Below are 22,606 nucleotides of genomic sequence, written 5' to 3'. Positions count from 1 at the left end.
ACCGTTTGTATTATGTTTTATTAAAGAAGGCTGATATTTTTTTTGAGGCCTAGAGATTTTTTTAAGTGCTTTCTCGTTCGGTAAGTTTGGTCTTAAGGTGAATAATTCTTTTCTGATGATCTACCTCATCGGATTCATTTAGTTGATTTATTAAAAGCTCTGCCGCTTTTTGTCCCATCTCAAAACTGGGTTGAGAGATGCACGTTAAAGTAGGGACGAATACTTCACCAAGTCCAAGATCTCCAAAGCCTATAACTGCTACTTCTTCAGGTATTTTTTTTCCAGTTTTTAATAGCGTTTTCATCGCTAATAAACCATAGTTATCTGTACAGGCAAAAACTGCATCAGGAGTTATGGATAGGTGTTTAAAAAAATCTAAGATTTCTTTATCTTCAAATTCTCGATCAAGAGAGTTGCAGTGTAAAACTAATTCATCGTATACAGGTATTTTGTATTTTGTTAATGCAGAAATAAATCCTTTATATCGGTCCTGAAAGACTTTTTTCTGCTTTATTCCACCAATAAATGCAATTTTTTTCTTTCCTTTTTTAATTAAGAATTCTACTGCAGAGAATGAGGCTTTTTCATCGTCGATCATTACGTGATCAGCACCAGAAACTTCTTCTCTTATATTATCAAATAATACCATTGGGATTCCTTTGTTGACCAAATTATTTAGATGAGCAACATTTTCGGTTTCATGAGTGGGGGATAAAATAATACCATCTACTAGACCTTTTTCAAAAGAAATAAGGTTTTCTTTTTCAAACTCATAAGAATTTCTTGATGAACTAATAAGTATTTTATAATTGTGCTTTCTGGCATATTGATCTATTCCCCTGCATACTTCAATAAAAAAAGGTTCATCGTATCGTGGGATCAAAACACCGATGATATTAGTTTTTCCCGAACTCAGGCTTTTGGCAATTTGATTAGGCATATACCCCATCAACTTCGCCATGTGAAATACTTTTTCTCTGGTGCTTTGTTTTACTCTGGGATTTTCATCTAACGCGCGAGATACTGTTGCAATAGAAATATTTAATTTTCTTGCGATATCTTCAAGTTTTACCCTTCTTTTTTTAAAACCCATTAAGATTAATATTAAAAAATTATCAATGAATCTTTAATTTTACTAAAAAAACAATAATACAAACGTTTGTATTTTTTTTAGTATAAGATTTGCTTTCCTGAGATGCTATTTGTTATGTAATTTGTAATAACATTAATTGTCAAGTAATTAAATAGTAACAAAATGTATAAAACAATACGTTTTATAAAACCTTTCCCAAAATTAATAATTCAAATTTCCCATTTGAAACACCTACGCTAATTTATGACAAATAATGTTAAAATATTTATTTTTTTAAGAAATTGAAATCTAGTTTGATAAGAAGTTTATAGGTTCTTTTTTAATGAAGGTATAGAAAAATGTTAAGCATATGTCTATATAAAATCTATACTTAATCGATTAAGTTTATTTGTTGTTACTTTTTCTTAGACTTGGGTTTTTTAAATTAAAATATTGGTATTCAGTTGTTTAAATTGATTTAAAAGTTGTTTACATTAAGATGTATAGGTAATGTTAAGATTTAGTTATTTAAAATTCTATATGAATAATATTGTAGATTTGTTAAAAAATCAGCTCAAAATACATTAATACAGATTTATTTTAACTGTTTTTTTGCGAAATCATTTTTGCAATACTGTCCCAAAAGAATGTTTGATAATAACCGATGTAAGATTATCTAAACCTATATAAAAGTTAAAATAAAATATTGTTAAAAGCTAAAATTATATTGAGTGAAACTTACTTGGTTTAGAAAAGGAACTATTTATCAAATATACCCTCGCAGTTTTAATGATAGTAACAATGATGGTGTCGGAGACTTAAGAGGGATAATCGAAAAATTAGATTATTTAAAAAGTTTACATATTGATATTATTTGGTTAAGTCCAATCTTTAGTTCACCGAACGATGATAATGGATATGATATCAGCGATTATTGCTCTATTATGCCAGAGTTTGGTACTATGGAGGATTTTGACGAATTATTAAGAGAAACGCATAAAAGGGGTATTAGGTTAATATTGGATTTGGTAGCTAATCATTGTTCTGATGAGCATAAGTGGTTCGAAGAAGCTAAAAAATCTAAGAACAACCCTTACAGAGATTATTTTCATTGGAGAAAACCAGCTTCTGATGGCGGACCTCCTAATAATTGGAAATCGTTCTTTGGAGGAAGCGCGTGGGAGTTTGATGAAGCTTCTGGAGAGTATTATTTGCATCTTTTTACCAGAAAACAACCCGATCTTAATTGGGAAAATCCTAAGGTTAGAGAGGAAATTTATGATGCAATGCGCTTTTGGTTAGATAAAGGGGTGGATGGATTTAGGATGGATGTTATTCCTTTGATATCAAAGCCAGTTGGGTATCCTGATGCACCTGATGTTGGATTCAGGAAGATCATTGAAGATGTATATGCAAACGGTCCGACTGTTCATCAATATTTAAAAGAGATGAATGAAAAAGTAATAAGTAAGTATGATGCTTTTTCTTTAGCAGAAGGAGTTGGGATTAATGAATCGATTGCGGGACTTTATGTGAATGAAGATAGAAAGGAATTAGATATGTTGTATCATTTCGATATTCTGGAATGTACCATCGTCAATGGAAAGTTTGAAGAGGTTTCTCCGTTTGATCTCGTTAATATGAAGAATATCTTTAAAAAATGGAGAGATGCCGTTCATGAAACTGGTTGGATAGCGAATGCTATGGGAAACCACGATTTTGCACGTATGGTATCCAGATTTGGAGACGATAAGAAGTATCATTCAGAGTCTGCAAAGATGTTGATAACAATGTTGTCTACTCAAAACGGTACTTTGAACATATATCAAGGCGATGAGATTGGTATGACCAATGTTTCACTACAACATATAGATGAAGTAAGAGATATACAGTCTTTAAATTTTTATAAAGAAAATAAAGTAACAAAGAGGTACTCAGAGGAATTAGCTTTGGAAATGATTAATAGAGAAGGAAGAGATAATGCTAGAACGCCTGTACAGTGGAATGATGAAATAAATGGAGGGTTTTCTGCCAAAGAACCTTGGTTAAAAGCAAATCCTAATTATGTCAATATTAATGTGGAAAATCAGGATAAAGACCCGGATTCTATATTAAATTTCTATAGAGGGTTGTTAAGTACAAGAAAAAAACATGATGTTTTTGTACACGGTAATTTCGAAGAGATAGCGTTTAATAACCCGAATCTCTATGTTTATAAGAAAACCCTTGATCAAAACACAATTATGGTAATACTCAATTTCAATAATACAGAAGAATTGTTTGATTCAGGGTATGACTTGAAAGGGATTGAAATTCTTGTAAATAATTATAAAAATCTTGAAATAGATAATGCCAGTATGACTCTAAAACCATATCAGGGAGTAGTACTGGATTTAAAATAAAATTAACGTATAGCAAATATGAATCGAGTAGAAAGTGAAATTAGTTTTTGTTTGTTAGCGAAGGAGTTTTTCTGATAGGACTCCTTTATAAGAGGTAACATAGGGGCATCTTAAAATTGTAACTTTTATTTTTTTAAATATATATAAGATGTTACTAATGAGTCAATTGTTCTAGTAAGACTGAGGCGCCCCTGTTACTTGTTTTTTTAAAGAAATATTAAAATTTTTAACGGTAAAAGTAACAATAATTCACAACTAATTATTTAAATTTAATCAAACTCTAAATTATGAAAAGTATGATACTTAAAAAACTCATGTTTCTTTTAGTATTTATCTCGGGGAATATGATGTTTGCACAAATCACGGTTACAGGGGTGATTTCTGATGCAAATGGTCCAGTACCAGGGGTAAATGTCCTTGTAAGGGGGACTCAAAATGGGGCGGTTTCTGATTTTGATGGAAACTATACACTAAACAATGTACCGGAAGACGCTACATTGATTTTTAGTTATGTTGGGTTTCAAACAAAGGCTATTGATGTTAATGGCCAAACAGTCATTAACATTACCATGACAGAAGATGCAGCCGAATTAGAAGCTGTAGTGGTAATTGGTTATGGAACACAATCCATCAAAGACGCTACCGGTTCGGTAGCTGTTGTTACCTCCGAAGATTTTAACAGAGGAGCCATTGTTTCTCCAGAAGAGCTAATCCAAGGTAAAACTGCAGGGGTGCAGATTACTCAAGCAAGTGGAGAGCCTGGGGCAGGAGTAGCTCTTAGAATTAGGGGAACAACTTCGGTTCGTTCTAATAACAATCCTCTTTTCGTGGTAGATGGAGTTCCTTTGGCAGGTGATGATACCGCAGCTGGAGGTGCTGATTTAGGATTAGGAACCAGTTCTGCAAGAAATCCGTTAAATTTCTTAAATCCTAATGACATAGAAAGTGTAAGTATTCTTAAAGACGCGTCTGCTACAGCGATATACGGATCCAGAGGGGCGAATGGTGTTGTTATAATTACTACAAAGACTGGTAGGGGAGCTCCAAAAGGAGTTTTTGAGTATTCTTCTTCTATTAGTATTGCAAAACCTGCACAGGAGTTTGATTTATTAAATAGACAGCAATATCTGGCAGCCATTGATCAGTTTGGTGGTAATGTTTCTGCACAGGATTTTGGAGCAAGTACAGATTGGCAAGATGTAATTACACGACAAGCCGAATCTACAATAAATAGTTTGTCATATTCTAATAATTACGATACCGGAAACGTTAGAGCTTCATTTGGATATAGTAAGCAATTCGGGGTTATAAAAAAGAGTTCATTAGAAAGAATTACAGGTAGGATCAATGCGACTCACAGATTTTTCAACGATAAGTTAAAATTAAATTTACAAGGTACGTTGTCAAGAGTAAACGATGAGGCACCACCTATAACAAACAATGCAGGATTTCAAGGAGATTTATTAGGAGCAGCTTATTCTGCTAACCCTACTTGGCCTGCTGAGACTGGTTTTGTGCCCGGAGGATCAAACATTAACCCTTTGGCATTGCTAAATTTTAGTCAAAACGAAACAAAGACGAATAGATATTTAATTAATTTTTCGGCAGAATATAATATTACATCCGAGTTAAGTGCAAAAGTGACTCTGGGGTATGACGATTCTGAGTCTACTGCGATAAATGTGTTATCTGGCGAAATTACAGGGTTTAACAACGGAGCCCCAGAAAATGGAAGAGGAGTTCTTAATGATATTGACGTAGAAAACAGACTTTTAGAAGTAACCTTAAACTACGAGAAGGAGTTTGGCAACTCTAAACTTTCTGCGTTAGCTGGGTTCTCATATCAGGATTTTGCTAGAAGCGGTAGAACCGTACAGGGTTTTGGATTCGGTACTACAAATTTAGATCGAATGGGCGATAGTTTGGAAGCAGCAGCTAATTTAATTGAAAGCTCAATTGAGGGGTCATACCAACAATATGGAGTAGCTCCAAATGGCTCTTTTGTAAATAGATTGTTTCCAGAGATAGTACAGGGCGAAGCTTTAAATGCACCTGCAATTCCTTTAACATCAGTGTTGGGTGATACCTTTGATTTTACGGATGAGTTACAATCATTTTTTGTAAGGGGTACGTATACCATTGCAGATAAGTATATTTTGACTGCAACGGTGCGTGCGGATGGTTCTTCTCGATTCGGGCCAAATAAAACTTATGGATATTTTCCATCTGGTGCATTTGCCTGGAAGTTAGACCAGGAAGATTTTATAGGAGATGCTTTTTCTACGTTAAAACTGAGACTTGGATATGGTGTTACAGGTAATCAGGACGGACTTGGTTTTGGTAATTTTACAATTAGACGTAGGTTTAATCCTGGAGGTATTGCGCAAGATGGTGTGATCAATGCTCCAGGAACAAGTCGTGTTTCTTTTCAGGATGATGATTTGCAGTGGGAATCAACAAGCCAGGCAAATGTTGGTATTGATTTTGGTTTCTTTGGAGATCGTTTATCAGGTACTATTGATTTTTATCATAAAGACACTCAGGAATTATTACTGAGTATTCCAAACGCACAACCGACTCCGCAACCATTTAATTTTACTAATATAGATGCAAATGTTATCAACCAAGGAGTAGAATTTGCAATTAATTATGATATTCTCCGACAAGAAGATCTAAATTGGAATTTTGGTTTTAATATAGCATATAATAAAAATGAACTCCAAAATTTTGATGGGCAGATTCCATCAGGACAAATAAGCGGGCAAGGATTGACAGGTGCTTTTGCTCAACTATTAGCAGAAGATCAACCGCTGTTTTCTTATTATTTGAGAGAATTTGCTGGATTTGATGCTAATGGACAATCCATTTACCCTAATGGAGATGTACAGGAGTTTGTAGGTAAAAGTGCTTTACCAGATATTAACTTAGGAATCTCTACTACATTTGATTATAAAAACTGGGATGCATCGTTATTCTTTGCAGGGCAGTTTGGTCACTACATTTATAATAATACGGCCAATGCATTTTTTACCGCTGGTAGTATCAATGGAGGTAGGAATGTTACTGTAGATGTTTTAACGAATGGAGAATCTGCTGCTAACGCTCCTGATGTATCTACTCGTTTTCTTGAAAAAGGAGATTTCTTAAGATTACAAACGGCTTCCTTGGGATATAATTGGCCACTATCTGGCGAAGGAGTTTTTAAAAGTCTTCGTATTTTTGCTACAGGTCAAAACCTTTTCGTAATAACTGACTATAGTGGTTTGGATCCTGAGGTAAACGTAAGTGCACCTCTAAATGGAGTGCCCACAGCAGGTATTGATTATACAGCCTTTCCAAGACCGAGAACCTATACATTTGGATTAAATGCAACGTTTTAAAAAATTAAGATTATGAAAGAAAAGAAATTTAAATTTGGATTATCGGCTTTAATGTCAATAATACTATTGATCTCCTGTACAGATCTGGAGATTGAACCTACGGATTCAGTTATTGAAAACCTTACCGGAGAATTTACAGGAGTTGGAGACGTAGATGCGGCTATAAGTAACGTGTACAACGCGGTGTATGGTCAGATTGGAAATCAAGCAGATTTATATGCATTGAATGAAGTAACTACTGATGAGCTATTAGTGCCAACAAGAGGTACAGACTGGGGGGATAATGGATTATGGAGAAATTTACACGAACATACGTGGACTGCCATTCACCCATTTGTATTGAATAACTGGAATAACTTAAATACCAATGTTTTCAATACCACAGAAATCATCGATCCAATAAGTGGAGCTGACGCTTCACAATTGGCAGAAGCAAAATTTCTAAGAGCATTTAGTATGTTTTGGATATTGGATATGTATGGACAAGTTCCATTTAGAGAAGCCGATGAGGGACCTGAAGTGGATCCAATAGTTCTTACTAGAACTGAAGCGGTTGATTTTGTAATTACAGATCTAAACGAAGCAATTCCAGATCTACCGACGGTAGGGCCAAGTGCATCAACCAATAAAGCATCCAGAGCAGCAGCAAATTATTTGTTGGCTAAAGTACTTTTAAACAAGCATATTTATAATGGAACGGGAACCCCGGATGCGGCAGATATGACAGCGGTTGTGAATGCCGTGGATGCGATTGCAGCAGATGGCTATTCATTACAAGCAGGTTATTTTGATATTTTTGAAGAAAGTGTAGATAATGAAACTATTTGGTTCGCAGAAACAGGTGTGGGAAACAGAATCTGGAATGGATTACACTATAATCAAAATGCACCGGGTAATGACGGTGGAGGATGGAACGGTTGGTCTACCTTGGCAGAGTTCTATGACTTATTTGAAGGAGATCCTAATACGAATGTACCAGGAAGTGGACAAGAAGAGCGAAGAGGTTTTGTTCCAACTGATGGGTCGAATCTTGGTATTGGATATGGATTCTTAATTGGGCAACAATATGATGAAACTGGAGCTGCGATGACAGATAGACCTGGACAACCATTAATATTTACTAAAGAATTCCCTGGATTATTAGGTAATGATGAACGTACAGGAATCCGTACAATAAAATATCACCCAGAAAATGGTTCTTTTACCAATCACGAGATTGTTTTTAGATATGCTGATGCTCATTTAATGAAAGCAGAAGCGATTTTTAGAGGAGGCACCTCTGGTGATGACGCATTAACTATGATTAATGATCTTAGAGCTATTAGAAATACCTCTACCAGTTTGACTGCTTTGACAGATCAAGATATACTGGATGAAAGAGGAAGGGAATTATATAAAGAATTCTGGAGACGTAATGACCAAATCCGTTTTGGAAAATTTGCAGAACCTTGGGGTCTAAAAAGTAGTACAGAGGATTTTAGGGTGTTGTTTCCTATTCCTGCAACGGCGTTGTTGTCAAACCCTAATTTAACACAAAACCCTGGTTACTAACATATTAAATTGCTAAGATTTGTTAGATCAGAGCCCTTCAAAAATTGAAGGGCTCTGCTAATTAAGGCATTTCAAACTAAAGGTTACGGTTGATCATTTCTTTTAAAAATATTGGTATTTACACGCTACTGTTACTTCTTTTTATATGTTGTAAAAGGGAGGAGAGGATATATCATTTTCAATTATTATCAGAGGAAAAAACTGGGATCAATTTTCAAAACAAACTAGAAGATACTCCAGAATTAAATATATTAACATATCTGTATTATTATAATGGAGCTGGTGTTGGAGTTGGGGATTTCAATAACGATGGTTGGGAGGATTTATATTTTGTTTCTAACCAAAATGAAAATCAATTATATATAAATCAAAAGAATTTTACATTTTCTGAAACAACTTCAGATCTTCTTAAGGATAATGAAGGATGGTCTACGGGCGTTACTATAGTAGATATTAATAATGACGGATTATTGGATATTTATGTATGTAAAGTTGGAAATTATAGAGGAATAAAAGGAAAGAATAAACTCTTTGTAAACCAAGGATTGGATACTAAAGGTGTCCCATATTTTAAGGAACAAGCAGAAGACTATAATCTGGATATATCTAGTTTTTCTACACAGGCTAGTTTTTTTGATTATGATCGTGATGGAGATTTGGATATGTATCTTCTAAATCACTCAGTTCATCCTAATCGCACCTATGGAAGAGGAGTTAAGAGAAATCAAGTAGATTCTCTATCCGGTGATCGATTATATCGTAATGATAATAATCTATTTGTAGATGTTTCTAAAGAAGCAGGGATTTTTCAAGGAGCTATAGGATATGGTTTAGGTATTGCCACCAGTGATATGAATAATGATGGATATCCTGATATATATATTGGGAATGATTTTTTTGAAAATGACTACTTCTATATCAACCAAAAGAACGGTACTTTCAAAGAAGTGATAACATCAGATTTGAATAAAATTCAGCATACCTCTCACTTCTCCATGGGAACAGATATTGCGGATATTAATAATGATGGATTTTCGGATATTTTATCATTGGATATGCTGCCGGAAGATTTAGCAACCTATAAATCATCCGGAACCGAGTATGGTTTTACAATTTATAATCAATATCTCAAAAACGGTTACCAACCTCAATACATGCAGAATGCTTTACAGATAAACAGAGGAAATGAAAACTTTAGTGAAGTTGCATTTTTTTCTGGGATTGCAGCTACAGAATGGAGTTGGGCACCATTACTGGCAGATTATGATAATGACGGGTTCAAAGATATTTTTATTTCTAATGGAATTAAAGGAGCAACTAACGATATGGACTTCATAAGCTTTATTGCCAATGATAATATCCAGAAACGAATCGATGCAGGAATGACTAAAGAAGATTTAGCTTTGATTAATGAGTTGCCCGATAAGAAAACTGCCAATTATTTCTATCGCAATAAAGGAGGTTTGACTTTTGATAATGTTTCTAACACTTGGTCAGATAATGTGCCATCTTATAGTAATGGAGCAGTATATGCAGATTTAGATAATGACGGTGATTTAGATATCGTAACCAATAACATTAATGAAAAGGCCTTTATTTACCAAAACCAGACAGATCAGTTAGAAAAGAATAACTATCTAAAAATACGATTGGATGGAACGGCGCAAAACCTACATGCGATTGGTGCCAAAGTAACTATTTTTACTGATAAGGGTTTGCAAACTTCAGAAGTGTATACCACCAGAGGATATTTATCTTCAGTCTCTTCTTCAGTACATTTTGGATTAGGAAATAGTTCTACTATAGACTCAATTAGCATACAGTGGCCGGATGGGGATACTTCTTTACATAAAAAGATACAAATAAACACAATAATGACTCTAAAGCAGGATAAGGTAAATAATACTTTAGATACTGCTAAAAAACCTTCCGATTTGTTTGAAAGTGATTCATTAGGCATAAAATTCAAACATCAGGATTACGAGACAAAAGATTTTAGTATAGAGCCTTTAGCTCCTTACGCTATTTCTAATGAAGGACCTCACATTTCGGTACAAGATATAAATAACGACGGGTTAGAGGATGTTTTTATACCTGGAGGAAGGTTTAAACCTGGAACATTGTTTTTACAAGAGAAATCAGGAAAATTTCATAAAACAGAGCAACCTGATTTAGAGCTCTATAAAAAGTACGAAGATGTTGATCAACACTTTTTTGATGCAGATTCGGATGGAGATTTGGATTTGATTACTATTTATGGAGGGAATGAAAATTATACCGGATATGAGACGGCTCCTGTAATATTCATGAACGAAAACGGTGAGTTTAAGGCTAAACCCGACACTTTTCCCAAAATAATAATAAATGCCTCTGTAGTGATCAGTTCAGATATAGATCAAGATGGTGATATGGATATTTTTATTGGTAGTAATAGTGTTGCAGGTTCTTATGGGGAGTCGCCAAAAAATTACCTTTTCGAAAATAATGGGGAAGGTATTTTCAAGGAGATAACGACAACAAGTGCCTCAGAGTTGTATACTACTGGTCAGGTATTCGATGCAAAATTTGAGGACGTTAATAACGATAATTTTCCCGATCTGATACTGGTAGGACATTATATTCCGATAACAATAATGGTTAATGACGGAAGAGGAAATTTTAGAAAAAAAGAGATACCTTCTTTAAAAAACACCAATGGTTGGTGGAATTGCATTGTGGTTCAGGATATGGACAAAGATGGTGATCTAGACATCATAGCTGGTAATTGGGGGCTAAACAGTCGCTTAAAAGCTTCGTTTGAAGAACCAATACAGTTATATCTGAATGATTTTGATGATAATGGAAAAGTAGATCCGATAGTGACCTATTTCTATCAGGGAAAAGAAACTCCAATTGCTACTAAGGATGAGCTAACAAAACAAATCCCTCAGCTTAATAAAAAGTTTCTCTCATATAAAGCTTTCGCAGAAGCAGATTTTAAAGATTATTTTTCAAAAGAAAAGATAAGTCAAGCTGAAAAAAAACAGGTATCCACGCTTGCTACCTTATATTTTGAAAACAAAGGCGATCTTGAATTTATAGAACATCAATTACCTTGGGAAGCGCAGATTTCCTCTGTACATGATATCTTAGTCCAGGATCTAAATGATGATCAATATCCTGATATCATTCTTGGGGGTAATACCTATGAGATAAACACCCAATTGAGTAGATTAGATGCCTCTTACGCAGAGGTGTTTCTAAATGATACTAAAGGGAACTTTAACAGTGTTAAAAATTCAGGCTTAAGCGTGAAAGGAGCAGTAAGATCTATAAAATCAATAATGGTTAAGGATTCAATGTATTTTCTATTTGGTGTCAATAATGATAGTATCCAAGTATTTAAAAAATTAAAAAAAGAACATGAATAAGCTTTTGTACATTGCTTTTGTAATATTCGTATGTATTTCTTGCGGAGAGGATAAACCTGTGGAAAAATTAATTAAAAAAAAGGATGTTTTATTTACTAAGTTAAATCCCGAAAAGACACATATTGATTTTATCAATCAAGTAAATAACGAAAAGGATTTTAATATTTTCACCTATAGAAATTTCTATAATGGTGGAGGAGTGGCTATTGGGGATATAAATAATGATGGATTACCTGATATATATTTAACAGCTAATAGAAAAGAAAATAAGCTCTATCTTAATAGAGGAGATTTTACATTCGAAGACATTTCTGAATCTTCTGGTACAACCGGCAAAAATTCCTGGTCCACAGGAGTTGTGATGGTAGACATTAACGCAGATGGATTATTAGATATTTATGTATGTAATGCAGGTAATGTAGAAGGCGATGATCAAAAGAATGAACTTTTTATTAATAATGGCCCATCAGCAGACTCTGGAACCATCACATTTACCGAAAAAGCAGAAGAATACAATCTTGCTGATAGCGGTTTTACCACACATGCCGCATTTTTTGACTATGATAAAGATGGTGATTTAGATGTATATATATTGAACAATAGTTTTATTCCGGTAAGTAGCTTAGGGTATGTAAATAAGCGAAATCTGAGAGCAAAGGATTGGGATATTCCTGAAATCTTAAAAGGAGGCGGAGACAAGTTGTTGAGAAATGATGATGGAGTCTTTATCGATGTTAGTGAAGAAGCAGGGATATTTGGAAGTTTGATTGGTTTTGGATTAGGAGTTACCATAGGAGATGTCAATAAGGATTTATTGCCGGATATATACGTGTCTAATGATTTCTATGAAAGAGATTATTTGTATATCAACAAAGGTGATGGAACATTCAGCGAAGAAATTAAGGATTGGGTAAAACACCTGAGTATCTCTTCGATGGGAGCGGATATGGCAGATGTTAATAATGACGGATATCCCGAGATTTTTGTTACCGATATGCTTCCCGAAGGAGATCAACGATTAAAAGAAACCAGTTCTTTTGAAAGTTATGATGTTTATCAATTAAAGAAAAGCAGGGATTTTTATAATCAATATATGCAAAATTCATTACAGCTAAATAATCAAGATGATACGTTTTCAGAAATTGCTTTTTATAGTGGTGTAGCAAAAACAGATTGGAGCTGGGGAGCTTTATTATTTGATATGGATAACGATGGGTATCGTGACATTTATGTTAGCAACGGAATTTACCACGATCTGACGGATCAGGATTTTATGAACTTTTTTGCCAACGATATCATACAGAAAATGACATTAACAGGTAAAAAAGAAGAAGTAGATTCGATTATTAATAAAATGCCCTCCACTCCCATTTCAAACTACGCATTTAAGAATAATGGAGACCTAAGTTTTGTGGATACCACAAAAGATTGGGGTTTTGAAGAACCTACATTTTCGAATGGATCCGCTTATGGAGATTTGGATAATGATGGTGATTTAGATTTGGTGGTTAATAATCTAAATATGCCAGTCGCTATTTATAAAAATAATAGCGAAAAGAACGGTAATAACTTTTTGAAAATCAAAATCAATGGGGACGTTAAAAATACCTTTGCGATCGGTAGTGTAGTCGAGGCATATATTGACGATACTATAATTAGACAAGAATTGATTCCTACTAGAGGTTTCCAATCTTCCGTTGAATACATCATGACCCTTGGTTTGGGTAACAATAACAAGATAGACTCTTTACGGGTTATTTATCCGGATGGAAAATCTCAACTAATGCAGGAGGTAGCATTAAATAAACAATTAGAATTTAGTTATCAAAATGCCGATCTGGATTTTACATACGCTCAGAAAAAAGAAGACAGATATTTTGAAGAAATCCCGCATACCTTGTTCCAACATAAAGAAGATGCATATGTAGATTTTGATTATGAAGGATTAATCTATAAAATGCAGTCCAAAGAAGGTCCTGCCCTGGCAATTGCAGATGTAAATAATGATGGTAATGATGACATTTTTATAGGTGGAGCATTTAATCAGACCGGAAAATTATATGTGCAGGATGATACAGGCAAATTGAAAGCGACCTCATTCGAAACTGAAGATATTTTTGAAGATGTAACAGCTGTTTTTGAAGATATCGATGGAGATCAGGATATGGATTTGGTTATTGGTTCCGGAGGAAATTTTAAAGGTGCCAGAACGGGTGTTAGAAGTTATTTGAATGATGGTAAAGGAAATTTCTCAAGAGGAAGCGTTATAAAACCAACCAATACCAATATTTCTGTATTAGCAGCTTATGATTATGATCAGGATGGAGATGTCGATATTTTTGCAGGAAGCCATAGTATTATAGGAACCTACGGAGTTTCACCACAAAGCTATCTTTTAGAAAATGATGGTAAGGGAAACTTTATAGATGTAACAGCAGCAAAGGGAAATGAAATTAAAACTGTCGGAATGGTTACGGATGCCACTTGGAACGATATAAATTCAGATGGTAAGAAAGATCTTATTATCGTTGGAGAATGGATGTCTCCTAAGATATTTATAAATGATGGGAATACACTAACTCTTGCCAAGACAAATCTGGATAAGACTTCAGGTTGGTTCAATACGGTAGAAGCAACTGATTTAGATGGTGATGGAGATATAGATTTAGTTCTTGGAAATCGAGGGTTGAATTCGATATATCAATGTAGTGCAGACGCTCCAACCAAAATGTATATCAATGATTTTGACAATAACGGTACAGTAGAGCAAATTGTTACGCAAACTATAAATGGAAAAGATGTTCCAATACATTTAAAGAAGGAAATAACAGCTCAAATTAATGTGTTGAAGAAACAAAATCTCAAATTTTCTGAATACGCAACTAAATCTATAGATGAATTATTTTCTAAAGAAACTATAGACAATACGACAATTAAAGAGGTAAACAATTTCGCCAATTTAATAGCTTTGAATAACGGGGATATGACTTTCGAGATTGGAGAACTTCCTAAAGAAACTCAACTATCTTGTATCTGCGATATTGAAACAGAAGATGTCAATAACGATGGTCATTTAGATTTAATCGTAGCAGGAAACAATTATAATTTTAAACCGCAGTTCTCCAGACTGGATGCCAGTCGTGGAAATGTTTTATTAGGTGATGGCAAAGGAAACTACACAGATCAAAAGTTTTCAGGATTTTTGGTAGAAAATGAAGTTAGGGCGATGCGTTGGGTGAAAAACAGAGCAGGAGAGAAATATTTACTGGTGGCGATTAATAATCAGACTCCAAAAATATTTAAAAAGAATAAATAGCAGAAGTTTAGATTTCGACAGAATGATCAAGCATATAACCATAGTAACTTTTGGGCTTTTACTCTTATCCGGATGTAAGGAAGAAAAACCATACCAAGGAGAAGTGTTTAATAAAGTTACTTCTGAGATTACGAATATAACTTTTCAGAATACCCTTAACCCTACCGAAGAACTCAATATTTTAGATTATCTGTATTACTATAATGGTGCTGGAGTTGCGGTAGGTGATATTAATCGAGATGATTTAGTTGATGTGTTTTTTACTTCTAATCAAGGTAAAAATAAATTGTACCTCAATAAAGGAAACTTTCAATTCGAAGATATTACAGAAAAAGCAGGAATAGCAGGAAATGCTGACTGGAATACGGGAACCGTAATGGCAGATATTAATGGAGATGGTTATTTGGATATCTATGTATGTGCAGTCGTTGGTCTTCAGGGCTTAAAAGGCAAAAATGAATTATTCATCAATAACGGTGATAACACATTTACAGAAAAAGCAGCTGATTATGGGTTAGATTTTAGAAATTATTCAACTTCTGCAGCCTTCTTTGATTATGATAATGATGGGGATTTGGATATGTATTTATTAAATCACGCAATTCATACTCAAAATTCTTTTGGTAGAGCATCACTCAGAAATCAAAGAAGCTCTGAGAGCGGTGATAAATTACTACGTAATGATGGTGATAAATTTACAGATATCAGTGCCACGGCAGGAATTTATGGTGGTGGAAATGGGTACGGTTTGGGATTAGCAACATCAGATTTTAATAACGATGGCTTTACAGATATTTATGTTAGTAACGATTTTCACGAAGATGATTATTACTATATCAATAATGGTGATGGAACGTTTAGTGAGTCTCTTAAAGAATATTTTGCTCATACCAGCCGTTTTTCAATGGGGAATGATGTAGCCGATATCAATCACGATGGATATACGGATATGCTGACCTTGGATATGACTCCAGGGGATGAAACTGTTCTTAAAGCCTCAGCAGGAGACGAGACGGTAGATATGTTACAAATGCGTATCAATCGTTTGGGATATCATTATCAATACGCTCGCAATATGCTTCAGATCAATCAAGGAGACTATTTTTCTGAAACAGCCTTATTGAGTGGTGTCGCAGCCACAGATTGGAGCTGGTCTGCGTTGTTTGCAGATTATGATCAAGATGGTGAACAAGATGTATTTATCTCTAATGGAATTCCAAAAAGGCCTAATGATCTGGATTATATAAAGTATATTTCTAACGAAAAAATCCAGAAAAAACTAAATAGTTCTAAGTTAGTAGACAATGAGGCGTTAAACATCATGCCTTCAGGAGAAGTACAGAATTATGTTTTCAAAGGAACTAGTGGAATAAACTTTATCGATATGTCTTCAGCCTGGCTTCCTGCAGAAAATACCGCTTCAACAGGAAGTGCATATGCAGATTTTGATAATGACGGGGATTTAGATATTGTAACCAATAACATCAATGCACCTGCCTCTTTTTATCAGAATAAGACAAACGAAAAAGGTAATTTTTTAAAACTGAAGTTTAGTTTTAAAGATCAAAACAAATACGGGATTGGAACCAAAGTAATCTCCTATCATCAAGGGATTGCACAATACAAGCAGTTATTTACTTCCAAAGGTTTTCAATCCTCTTCAGAACCTGTGATTCATTTTGGGTACGATACCATAGCAACGATCGATTCATTAAAAATTATATGGCCAGATAATACCATTCAGATTGCAGAAAATATCGTAACCAATCAAACGTTGACCATCAAATTATTGCACAAAAGGAACGCTGTTGATTATGAAAAGCTATTCCCAAAAAAGAAAGGTTGGTTTAAAAAAATGGACTCTATTCCTGGATTGCAGTATATTCATAAAGAGAATAACTATACTGATTTTAATCGTCAAAAGTTAATTCCATATAAAATTTCTGATCGAGGACCAGCTACTGCAATTGGTGATTTAAATAATGATGGGAAAGATGATGTTTTCTTCGGAAGTTCAAAGCTGGAGGCATCTAAAATATATATTCAAACTGCTACTGGTTTCGAAGAGCTGTTATCTGAGGTTTTAATAATGGATAAAAAGAAAGAAGATGTTGTGGCGATTATTGAAGATCTAAATAACGATTCAAAAAACGATCTGCTAGTGGCATCTGCTGGAGGAGAATTTTTTGGCACATCTAAAGAATTGGTAGATAGATTGTATCTTAATTCTGATAAAGGTTTATCTTCAGCTGATTTTCCGGAATTATATGAACATGAATCAGTAGTGAAACCTTATGATATGGATGGTGATGGAGACCTCGATCTTTTTGTTGGGGGTTATGCTGTTTCCAATGATTTTGGCAAAACGCCCAATTCATATCTTCTGATCAATGATAATGGAAGCTTTAGCGTTAAAGAACACCAAGGCTTACAGCAAATAGGAATGGTAACAGATGCTCTTTGGACTGATTTTAATGGTGATGGTGTAAAAGATTTAATCGTTGTGGGGGAATGGATGGCACCTCATTTTTTTAAAAATGAAAACGGTAATTTAACTGATGTTACCAAAGAGATTTCTAAAGAAAAATTAAAAGGACTTTGGCAATCAATCATAGATTTTGATATTGATAATGATGGCGATCCAGATTATCTATTAGGTAATTTTGGGCTCAATTCTAAACTTTCAGCATCATCAGACTTTCCATTAAGATTATATTATGCAGATTTTGATAATAATAAGAAAACGGAAACAATTTTAGCATTACCAAACAATGATAAGTACTATACCGCCCTAGGATTAGATGAACTTTCTGGTCAATTAAATTATCTAAAGAAAAAATTCACCACCTATAACAGCTTTGCTGGTAAAACGGTGGAAGAGATTTTTGGTCAAAAAGCATTAGAAAAGGCAGCGTTGTTGGAGGTACACCAGCTGGCTTCAGGATATTTAAAGAATGATAACGGAACATTTACGTTTGTTCCTTTTAAAAACTCACTTCAAATAGCACCAATAACCTCGATGCTTCGATATGATTTTGATAAAGATGATAAGGATGAAGTGCTACTGGCGGGTAATTATTTTGGAGTGATTCCTTATCACGGTAGATTTGATGGATTTGCAGGAGCGGTGTTAGAAGGAGACGCTTTTGTCATGGAAGCTCGAGAATTAGGTATTAACCTAAGTAAGAAGTCGGTTAGAGGTTTAAATATTATTAATTTTGTAAACAAGGATTATTTACTAGTCACTATAAACAATGGAAAAGCAGAAATTTATGAAATGCTTCAGTAAATCAGAAAATAAAACATTAGTTGCTATCAGTAAAGCTATGCCTATACTAGTGTTGCTTTTAGTATTATCTGTTTCTTGCCAAAAGGAAGTAAAAGAAATCGAGATTACCTCTGATGATTATCACAAAGCGGTGGATAAAGTAACAGAAGTGATGGTGCATGATATATTTTCTCCACCCGTTGCAAGTCGGATATACAACTATGCTAATATCGCAGCGTATGAAGTGATACGACAAGAAGGGAACAATTACAAAACTTTAGCTAGTCAATTACACGAGTTAAGACCCGTGCCGAAAGCAGATACCACAAAAAATATCAACTATAAACTTTCTGCGCTGGTAGCGTATTTAGAAGTAGGAAAATCATTACTTTTTTCTGAAGATCGTGTAGAGGCGTATCGAGATAGTTTATACAATTCCTGGAAGTTGCAGAATGAGGAAACGTTTAATGATTCTAAAACATATGGTTTACAAGTAGCAGAACATATCAAAAACTGGTATGCTACCGACAATTATGCCCAGACCAGAACCATGCCTAAGTTTTCTGTAAATACAGATGATCCTTCCAGATGGCAACCAACTCCACCGGATTATATGGATGGTATTGAACCTCATTGGAAAGAAATAAGACCTTCAATAATCGATTCTTCATCACAGTTTAAACCAGCTAGATATCCTGATTTTTCACTCGAAAAAGACACTCCATTCTACAAAGAACTGATGGAGACTTATGAGGTTGGTCAGAAAATTAAAGAAGAAGGAGAAGATTCAGAAAAACTGGAAATAGCGCAATTTTGGGATTGTAATCCTTATGTTTCAACGCATAAAGGTCATTTGATGTTTGCAACCAAAAAGATTACACCAGGCGCACATTGGATTGGAATCTGTAAGATAGCCTGTAAAAAAACCAATGCTGATTTTGCGAAAACCGTTTTTGCTTATACGAAAACATCAATTGCAATTGCAGATGCATTTATAAGCTGCTGGGATGAGAAATACAGAAGCAACCTGATTCGTCCAGAAACTTTGATCAATCAACATATTGATGAAAATTGGACACCGGTTTTACAAACACCACCTTTTCCTGAATATACTAGTGGGCACTCGGTAGTTTCCGGAGCTGCTTCTACCGTTCTAACGGATATTTTTGGAGATAACTTTGCCTTTGATGATGATACAGAATTACAATATGGATTGCCTGTTCGTTCATTTAAGTCCTTTAACAAAGCTGCAGATGAAGCTGCTATTAGTAGATTGTATGGAGGAATTCATTATAGGGCAGCTATTGACTTGGGATTAGACCAAGGACGTTCCTTAGGAAGTTTTGTAGTGCGTAAATTAAAAATGAACTCATCAAATTCTGGAGTAGCTAGTTCTAATTAACATGAAGAGAATTGTAGTTTTGATTCTAGTGATACTATCAGGATTATCAATCTGGTATTTATTTATTAAGAAATACGATTATCAAGTATCCTTTACAGCTAAAGGTTCACGAGGAAGCGTGTATCATCAAATAGTTGGTTGGGAGTCTTGGGGGAAGGATCCAAAAGTAAAAAATATTACTACGATGGATACTACCCTGTTTGAGGGCGTAGTACAACAGGTCAAATTAAGTGATACCATTCTTGATTTAGAGTGGACTTTAGAAAGTGTTAATGATTCTATAACCAAAATTAAGGTAGGTGCCATTTCTGGGAAACATGCTATAGCGAATCGATTACGAATTCTTGCAGGAGAAAGTCCATTCACAAGATCTTTAAAAAATGAATTAAAAGGTTTCGGAAAAGGAGTGAATAAATTTGCGGGGAACTTTAGGATACTAATAGAAGGAGAATCTGAAATACCGGCAGTAGAATATCTGTATGTTTCATCAACATCCAACCGACTGTCAAAAGCTGCCATGATGATGCAGACAAATACCGATCTTTACCCTAAAATAATAGAAAATCAAGTAAAGGTTAATGGAGCACCATTTGTAAAAATAAAAGAATGGAATACTGTGGATGATACCATTAAGTTTGATTTTGGTTTTCCAATAAAACATATGGATTCATTACCTATTAACTCACTAATAAGATATGATAAATCACCGGCAAAGAAGGCCTTAAAAGCTACTTTCTATGGTAATTACAGGAATAGTGATCAAGCGTGGTTTGCGCTCATACAATATGCAGAGGAAAGAAATATTCTGATAGAAAAAAAACCTTTGGAGATATTCTATAACAACCCTATGCAAGATGGGAATGCCTCACAATGGAAAGCAGAAATTTTTATGCCTTTGAAATAAATAATATTTGGAATGAATTTTACGGTCTTAAAAGCTGCCTACAACTCCTAATTGACCTGCACCAAGTTTCAGGTCCCATTTGATTTTAAATTTCTTACTGTCGTAAACATACCTTTCCTCCTTGTTAAGGTAGTTATCAATGCCATCCACAATAACCACGCTTAAAGCTACACCAAGGACAACATCCGTTAACCAATGTGCTCCACTCCATAAACGAGAAATAGGACTTATCAATCCTACAGCATAAAGCCCTCCTTTGATATAAGGGTTGTCGAATTGTTTGGCTATTGCATAAGCGGTGGTAAAGGATAAAATGGCGTGTCCAGAAGGAAAAGAATGATATTCGGCTTCGCTCGAATTAAAACGAAAACTTAAATTATCTTCTCCCGAGGTTGGTCTGGCGCGACCTGCCAGTGTTTTACTTACTGTCTGAAGAATTCCTCCGGCTGTCGCAGAAGCTATCAGTAAGACTCCTGTTTTTCTTATTTTTTCATCTTTTGTGATTAACCCCAAAGCATAAATACCGGTTGTTAATCCATAATTGAAAAGTGGTTTTCCAAAACGGAAACCGCTTTCTTTTATTATTTGAGGTACACCTTCACTCTGATTTGTAAAATAATCATTTGCCCGTTCATCGATTGCCAGTAAAATGGTACTACCGGCAATAATTCCGCCAAAAGTTGCCCAGTCTTTACCTTTCCATCTAAAAGGCTGAGTGTAGGCGTGTTTAACTCCTCCAAATGCAGAAATGCCATCATATTTTACCATTTGCCATCGGGTCATTTCATTTTTCGATTCCTCTTTTTCCTCAGGAGTAGTTTCTGACTGCTCTTCTTGTAATTGCCTTTCTAATTGTTCGTCTGATTTTTCTTGAGAGTAGGTAACAATCGAAAATAGAAAGAGCAATAAAAAAATGGGAAGTACTTGCATATATTTCATAAGCGGAATTTGGAATGTAAAAATAACAACTTATTCACAAACAAAAGTTAAATTATAGAACAGGCTTAGAGATTAAATAATGACAAGATTCAAATTGATAAACTCTATTAACGATAGTTTCTAAGTTCACAAAAGAAATTATTAGTGGTTATTGTTTTAGCTATAAATTTTATCGGGAGTTCCTGTAGGATAATTGGAAAAATTGTCATTCTCTACCTTGTCAAATTGACATTTTAAGCGCTAAATTTTAAATATTTATTAAGATGAAATCTTAAGTTTTTTTTAAAATTTATAAGGTTGAGCACTAAAGTTACGATTGGCATTTGATTTGTAAATATAAAGTTGATTTTTGAATTAATGTCTAACTTAAATTTTTGTAGTTATGAGTAATTTAGTAACAACGAAGAACGGAAGTACGGCAAGAACTAATTCGAACAGCCTTACTTTTCCAACTTGGTCTTCTTGGATTGACGAAATGTTTAACAGGGACCTACCTTCAGTATTTACTTCAAATTTTAATACAGGGTTAACACTTCCTAAGGTAAATATTAGGGAAACCAAGGATGCTTATTTTGTGGATATGGCAGCGCCAGGATTGAAAAAATCAGATTTTCATATAGATCTTGATAATCAAATACTTTCTATTTCCAGTGAAATGAAAGAGAGTGCTGAGCAGCAAGATGAAAACTATACGCGAAGAGAATTTGGTTACTCATCATTTAAAAGATCATTTTCCTTACCTGAGACTATAAAAGAGGATAAAATAAAAGCTGAATATACCAATGGTGTGCTTAGTATTCATATACCCAAGAAAGAAGAAGCTATACAAAAGCCTCCAAGAAGTATTAAAATTTCATAATTTATTTCAAAAGGGGTCAGTAATACTGGCCTCTTTTACTACTGTTTTTTTTAAAATTTGTGATATAGGTGCAAAGTTTAGGTAGCATTGAAATCAAATTACA

11 protein-coding genes are annotated in these 22,606 nt (G+C 34.4%); 9 read left to right on the top strand and 2 right to left on the bottom strand.

Annotation, left to right across the window (positions count from 1 at the left end; all coding sequences use genetic code 11):
• Positions 1-61 precede the first annotated feature (61 nt).
• Entirely contained in the window at positions 62-1,093 is a 1,032-nt protein-coding gene (locus ACFSR1_RS10280) for a LacI family DNA-binding transcriptional regulator (RefSeq protein ID WP_378292156.1), read from the bottom strand.
• A 710-nt stretch (positions 1,094-1,803) separates the two neighbouring features.
• Here ACFSR1_RS10280 and ACFSR1_RS10275 point away from each other — a divergent pair.
• The 8 genes from ACFSR1_RS10275 to ACFSR1_RS10240 all read left to right on the top strand — a co-directional run bounded on the left by ACFSR1_RS10275 (position 1,804) and on the right by ACFSR1_RS10240 (position 20,705).
• Positions 1,804-3,474, top strand: coding sequence for an alpha-glucosidase (locus ACFSR1_RS10275; protein ID WP_378292154.1), 1,671 nt, complete (start codon positions 1,804-1,806; stop codon positions 3,472-3,474).
• Between the two features lie 287 nt (positions 3,475-3,761).
• A complete protein-coding gene (locus ACFSR1_RS10270) occupies positions 3,762-6,854 on the top strand; it encodes a SusC/RagA family TonB-linked outer membrane protein (RefSeq protein ID WP_378292152.1) in 3,093 nt (1,030 codons plus the stop codon).
• Between the two features lie 12 nt (positions 6,855-6,866).
• Entirely contained in the window at positions 6,867-8,405 is a 1,539-nt protein-coding gene (locus ACFSR1_RS10265) for a RagB/SusD family nutrient uptake outer membrane protein (protein ID WP_378292150.1), read from the top strand.
• Positions 8,406-8,494: 89 nt separating this feature from the next.
• A complete protein-coding gene (locus ACFSR1_RS10260) occupies positions 8,495-11,815 on the top strand; it encodes a VCBS repeat-containing protein (RefSeq protein ID WP_378292148.1) in 3,321 nt (1,106 codons plus the stop codon).
• Positions 11,808-15,131: a VCBS repeat-containing protein gene (locus tag ACFSR1_RS10255; RefSeq protein WP_378292147.1), complete on the top strand. Its 3,324-nt coding sequence runs from the start codon at positions 11,808-11,810 to the stop codon at positions 15,129-15,131. The genes ACFSR1_RS10260 and ACFSR1_RS10255 overlap by 8 nt, the downstream gene beginning before the upstream one ends.
• A 22-nt stretch (positions 15,132-15,153) precedes the next feature.
• A complete protein-coding gene (locus ACFSR1_RS10250) occupies positions 15,154-18,420 on the top strand; it encodes a VCBS repeat-containing protein (RefSeq protein WP_378292145.1) in 3,267 nt (1,088 codons plus the stop codon).
• Positions 18,386-19,801: a vanadium-dependent haloperoxidase gene (locus ACFSR1_RS10245; RefSeq protein ID WP_378292143.1), complete on the top strand. Its 1,416-nt coding sequence runs from the start codon at positions 18,386-18,388 to the stop codon at positions 19,799-19,801. Before ACFSR1_RS10250 ends, ACFSR1_RS10245 begins: the two co-directional genes overlap by 35 nt.
• Before the next feature lies 1 nt (position 19,802).
• On the top strand, positions 19,803-20,705 hold the full coding sequence (locus ACFSR1_RS10240) for a GyrI-like domain-containing protein (protein WP_378292141.1): 903 nt from the start codon (positions 19,803-19,805) through the stop codon (positions 20,703-20,705).
• Positions 20,706-20,732: 27 nt separating this feature from the next.
• Here the strand turns inward: ACFSR1_RS10240 and ACFSR1_RS10235 are convergent, their stop codons facing one another.
• Positions 20,733-21,644: a phosphatase PAP2 family protein gene (locus ACFSR1_RS10235; RefSeq protein ID WP_378292139.1), complete on the bottom strand. Its 912-nt coding sequence runs from the start codon at positions 21,642-21,644 to the stop codon at positions 20,733-20,735.
• A 382-nt stretch (positions 21,645-22,026) separates the two neighbouring features.
• On the opposite strand from ACFSR1_RS10235, the gene ACFSR1_RS10230 reads away from it, so the two are divergent.
• Positions 22,027-22,503 (top strand): Hsp20/alpha crystallin family protein, encoded by a 477-nt coding sequence (locus ACFSR1_RS10230; RefSeq protein WP_378292137.1) that lies wholly within the window; start codon positions 22,027-22,029, stop codon positions 22,501-22,503.
• Positions 22,504-22,606: the final 103 nt, after the last annotated feature.

This window comes from Aquimarina rubra (assembly GCF_042684305.1).
Taxonomy (GTDB): Bacteria; Bacteroidota; Bacteroidia; order Flavobacteriales; family Flavobacteriaceae; genus Aquimarina; species Aquimarina rubra.
The sequence above is the reverse complement of the archived record's forward strand: the minus strand, read 5'-3'. Positions and strand labels throughout refer to the sequence as shown.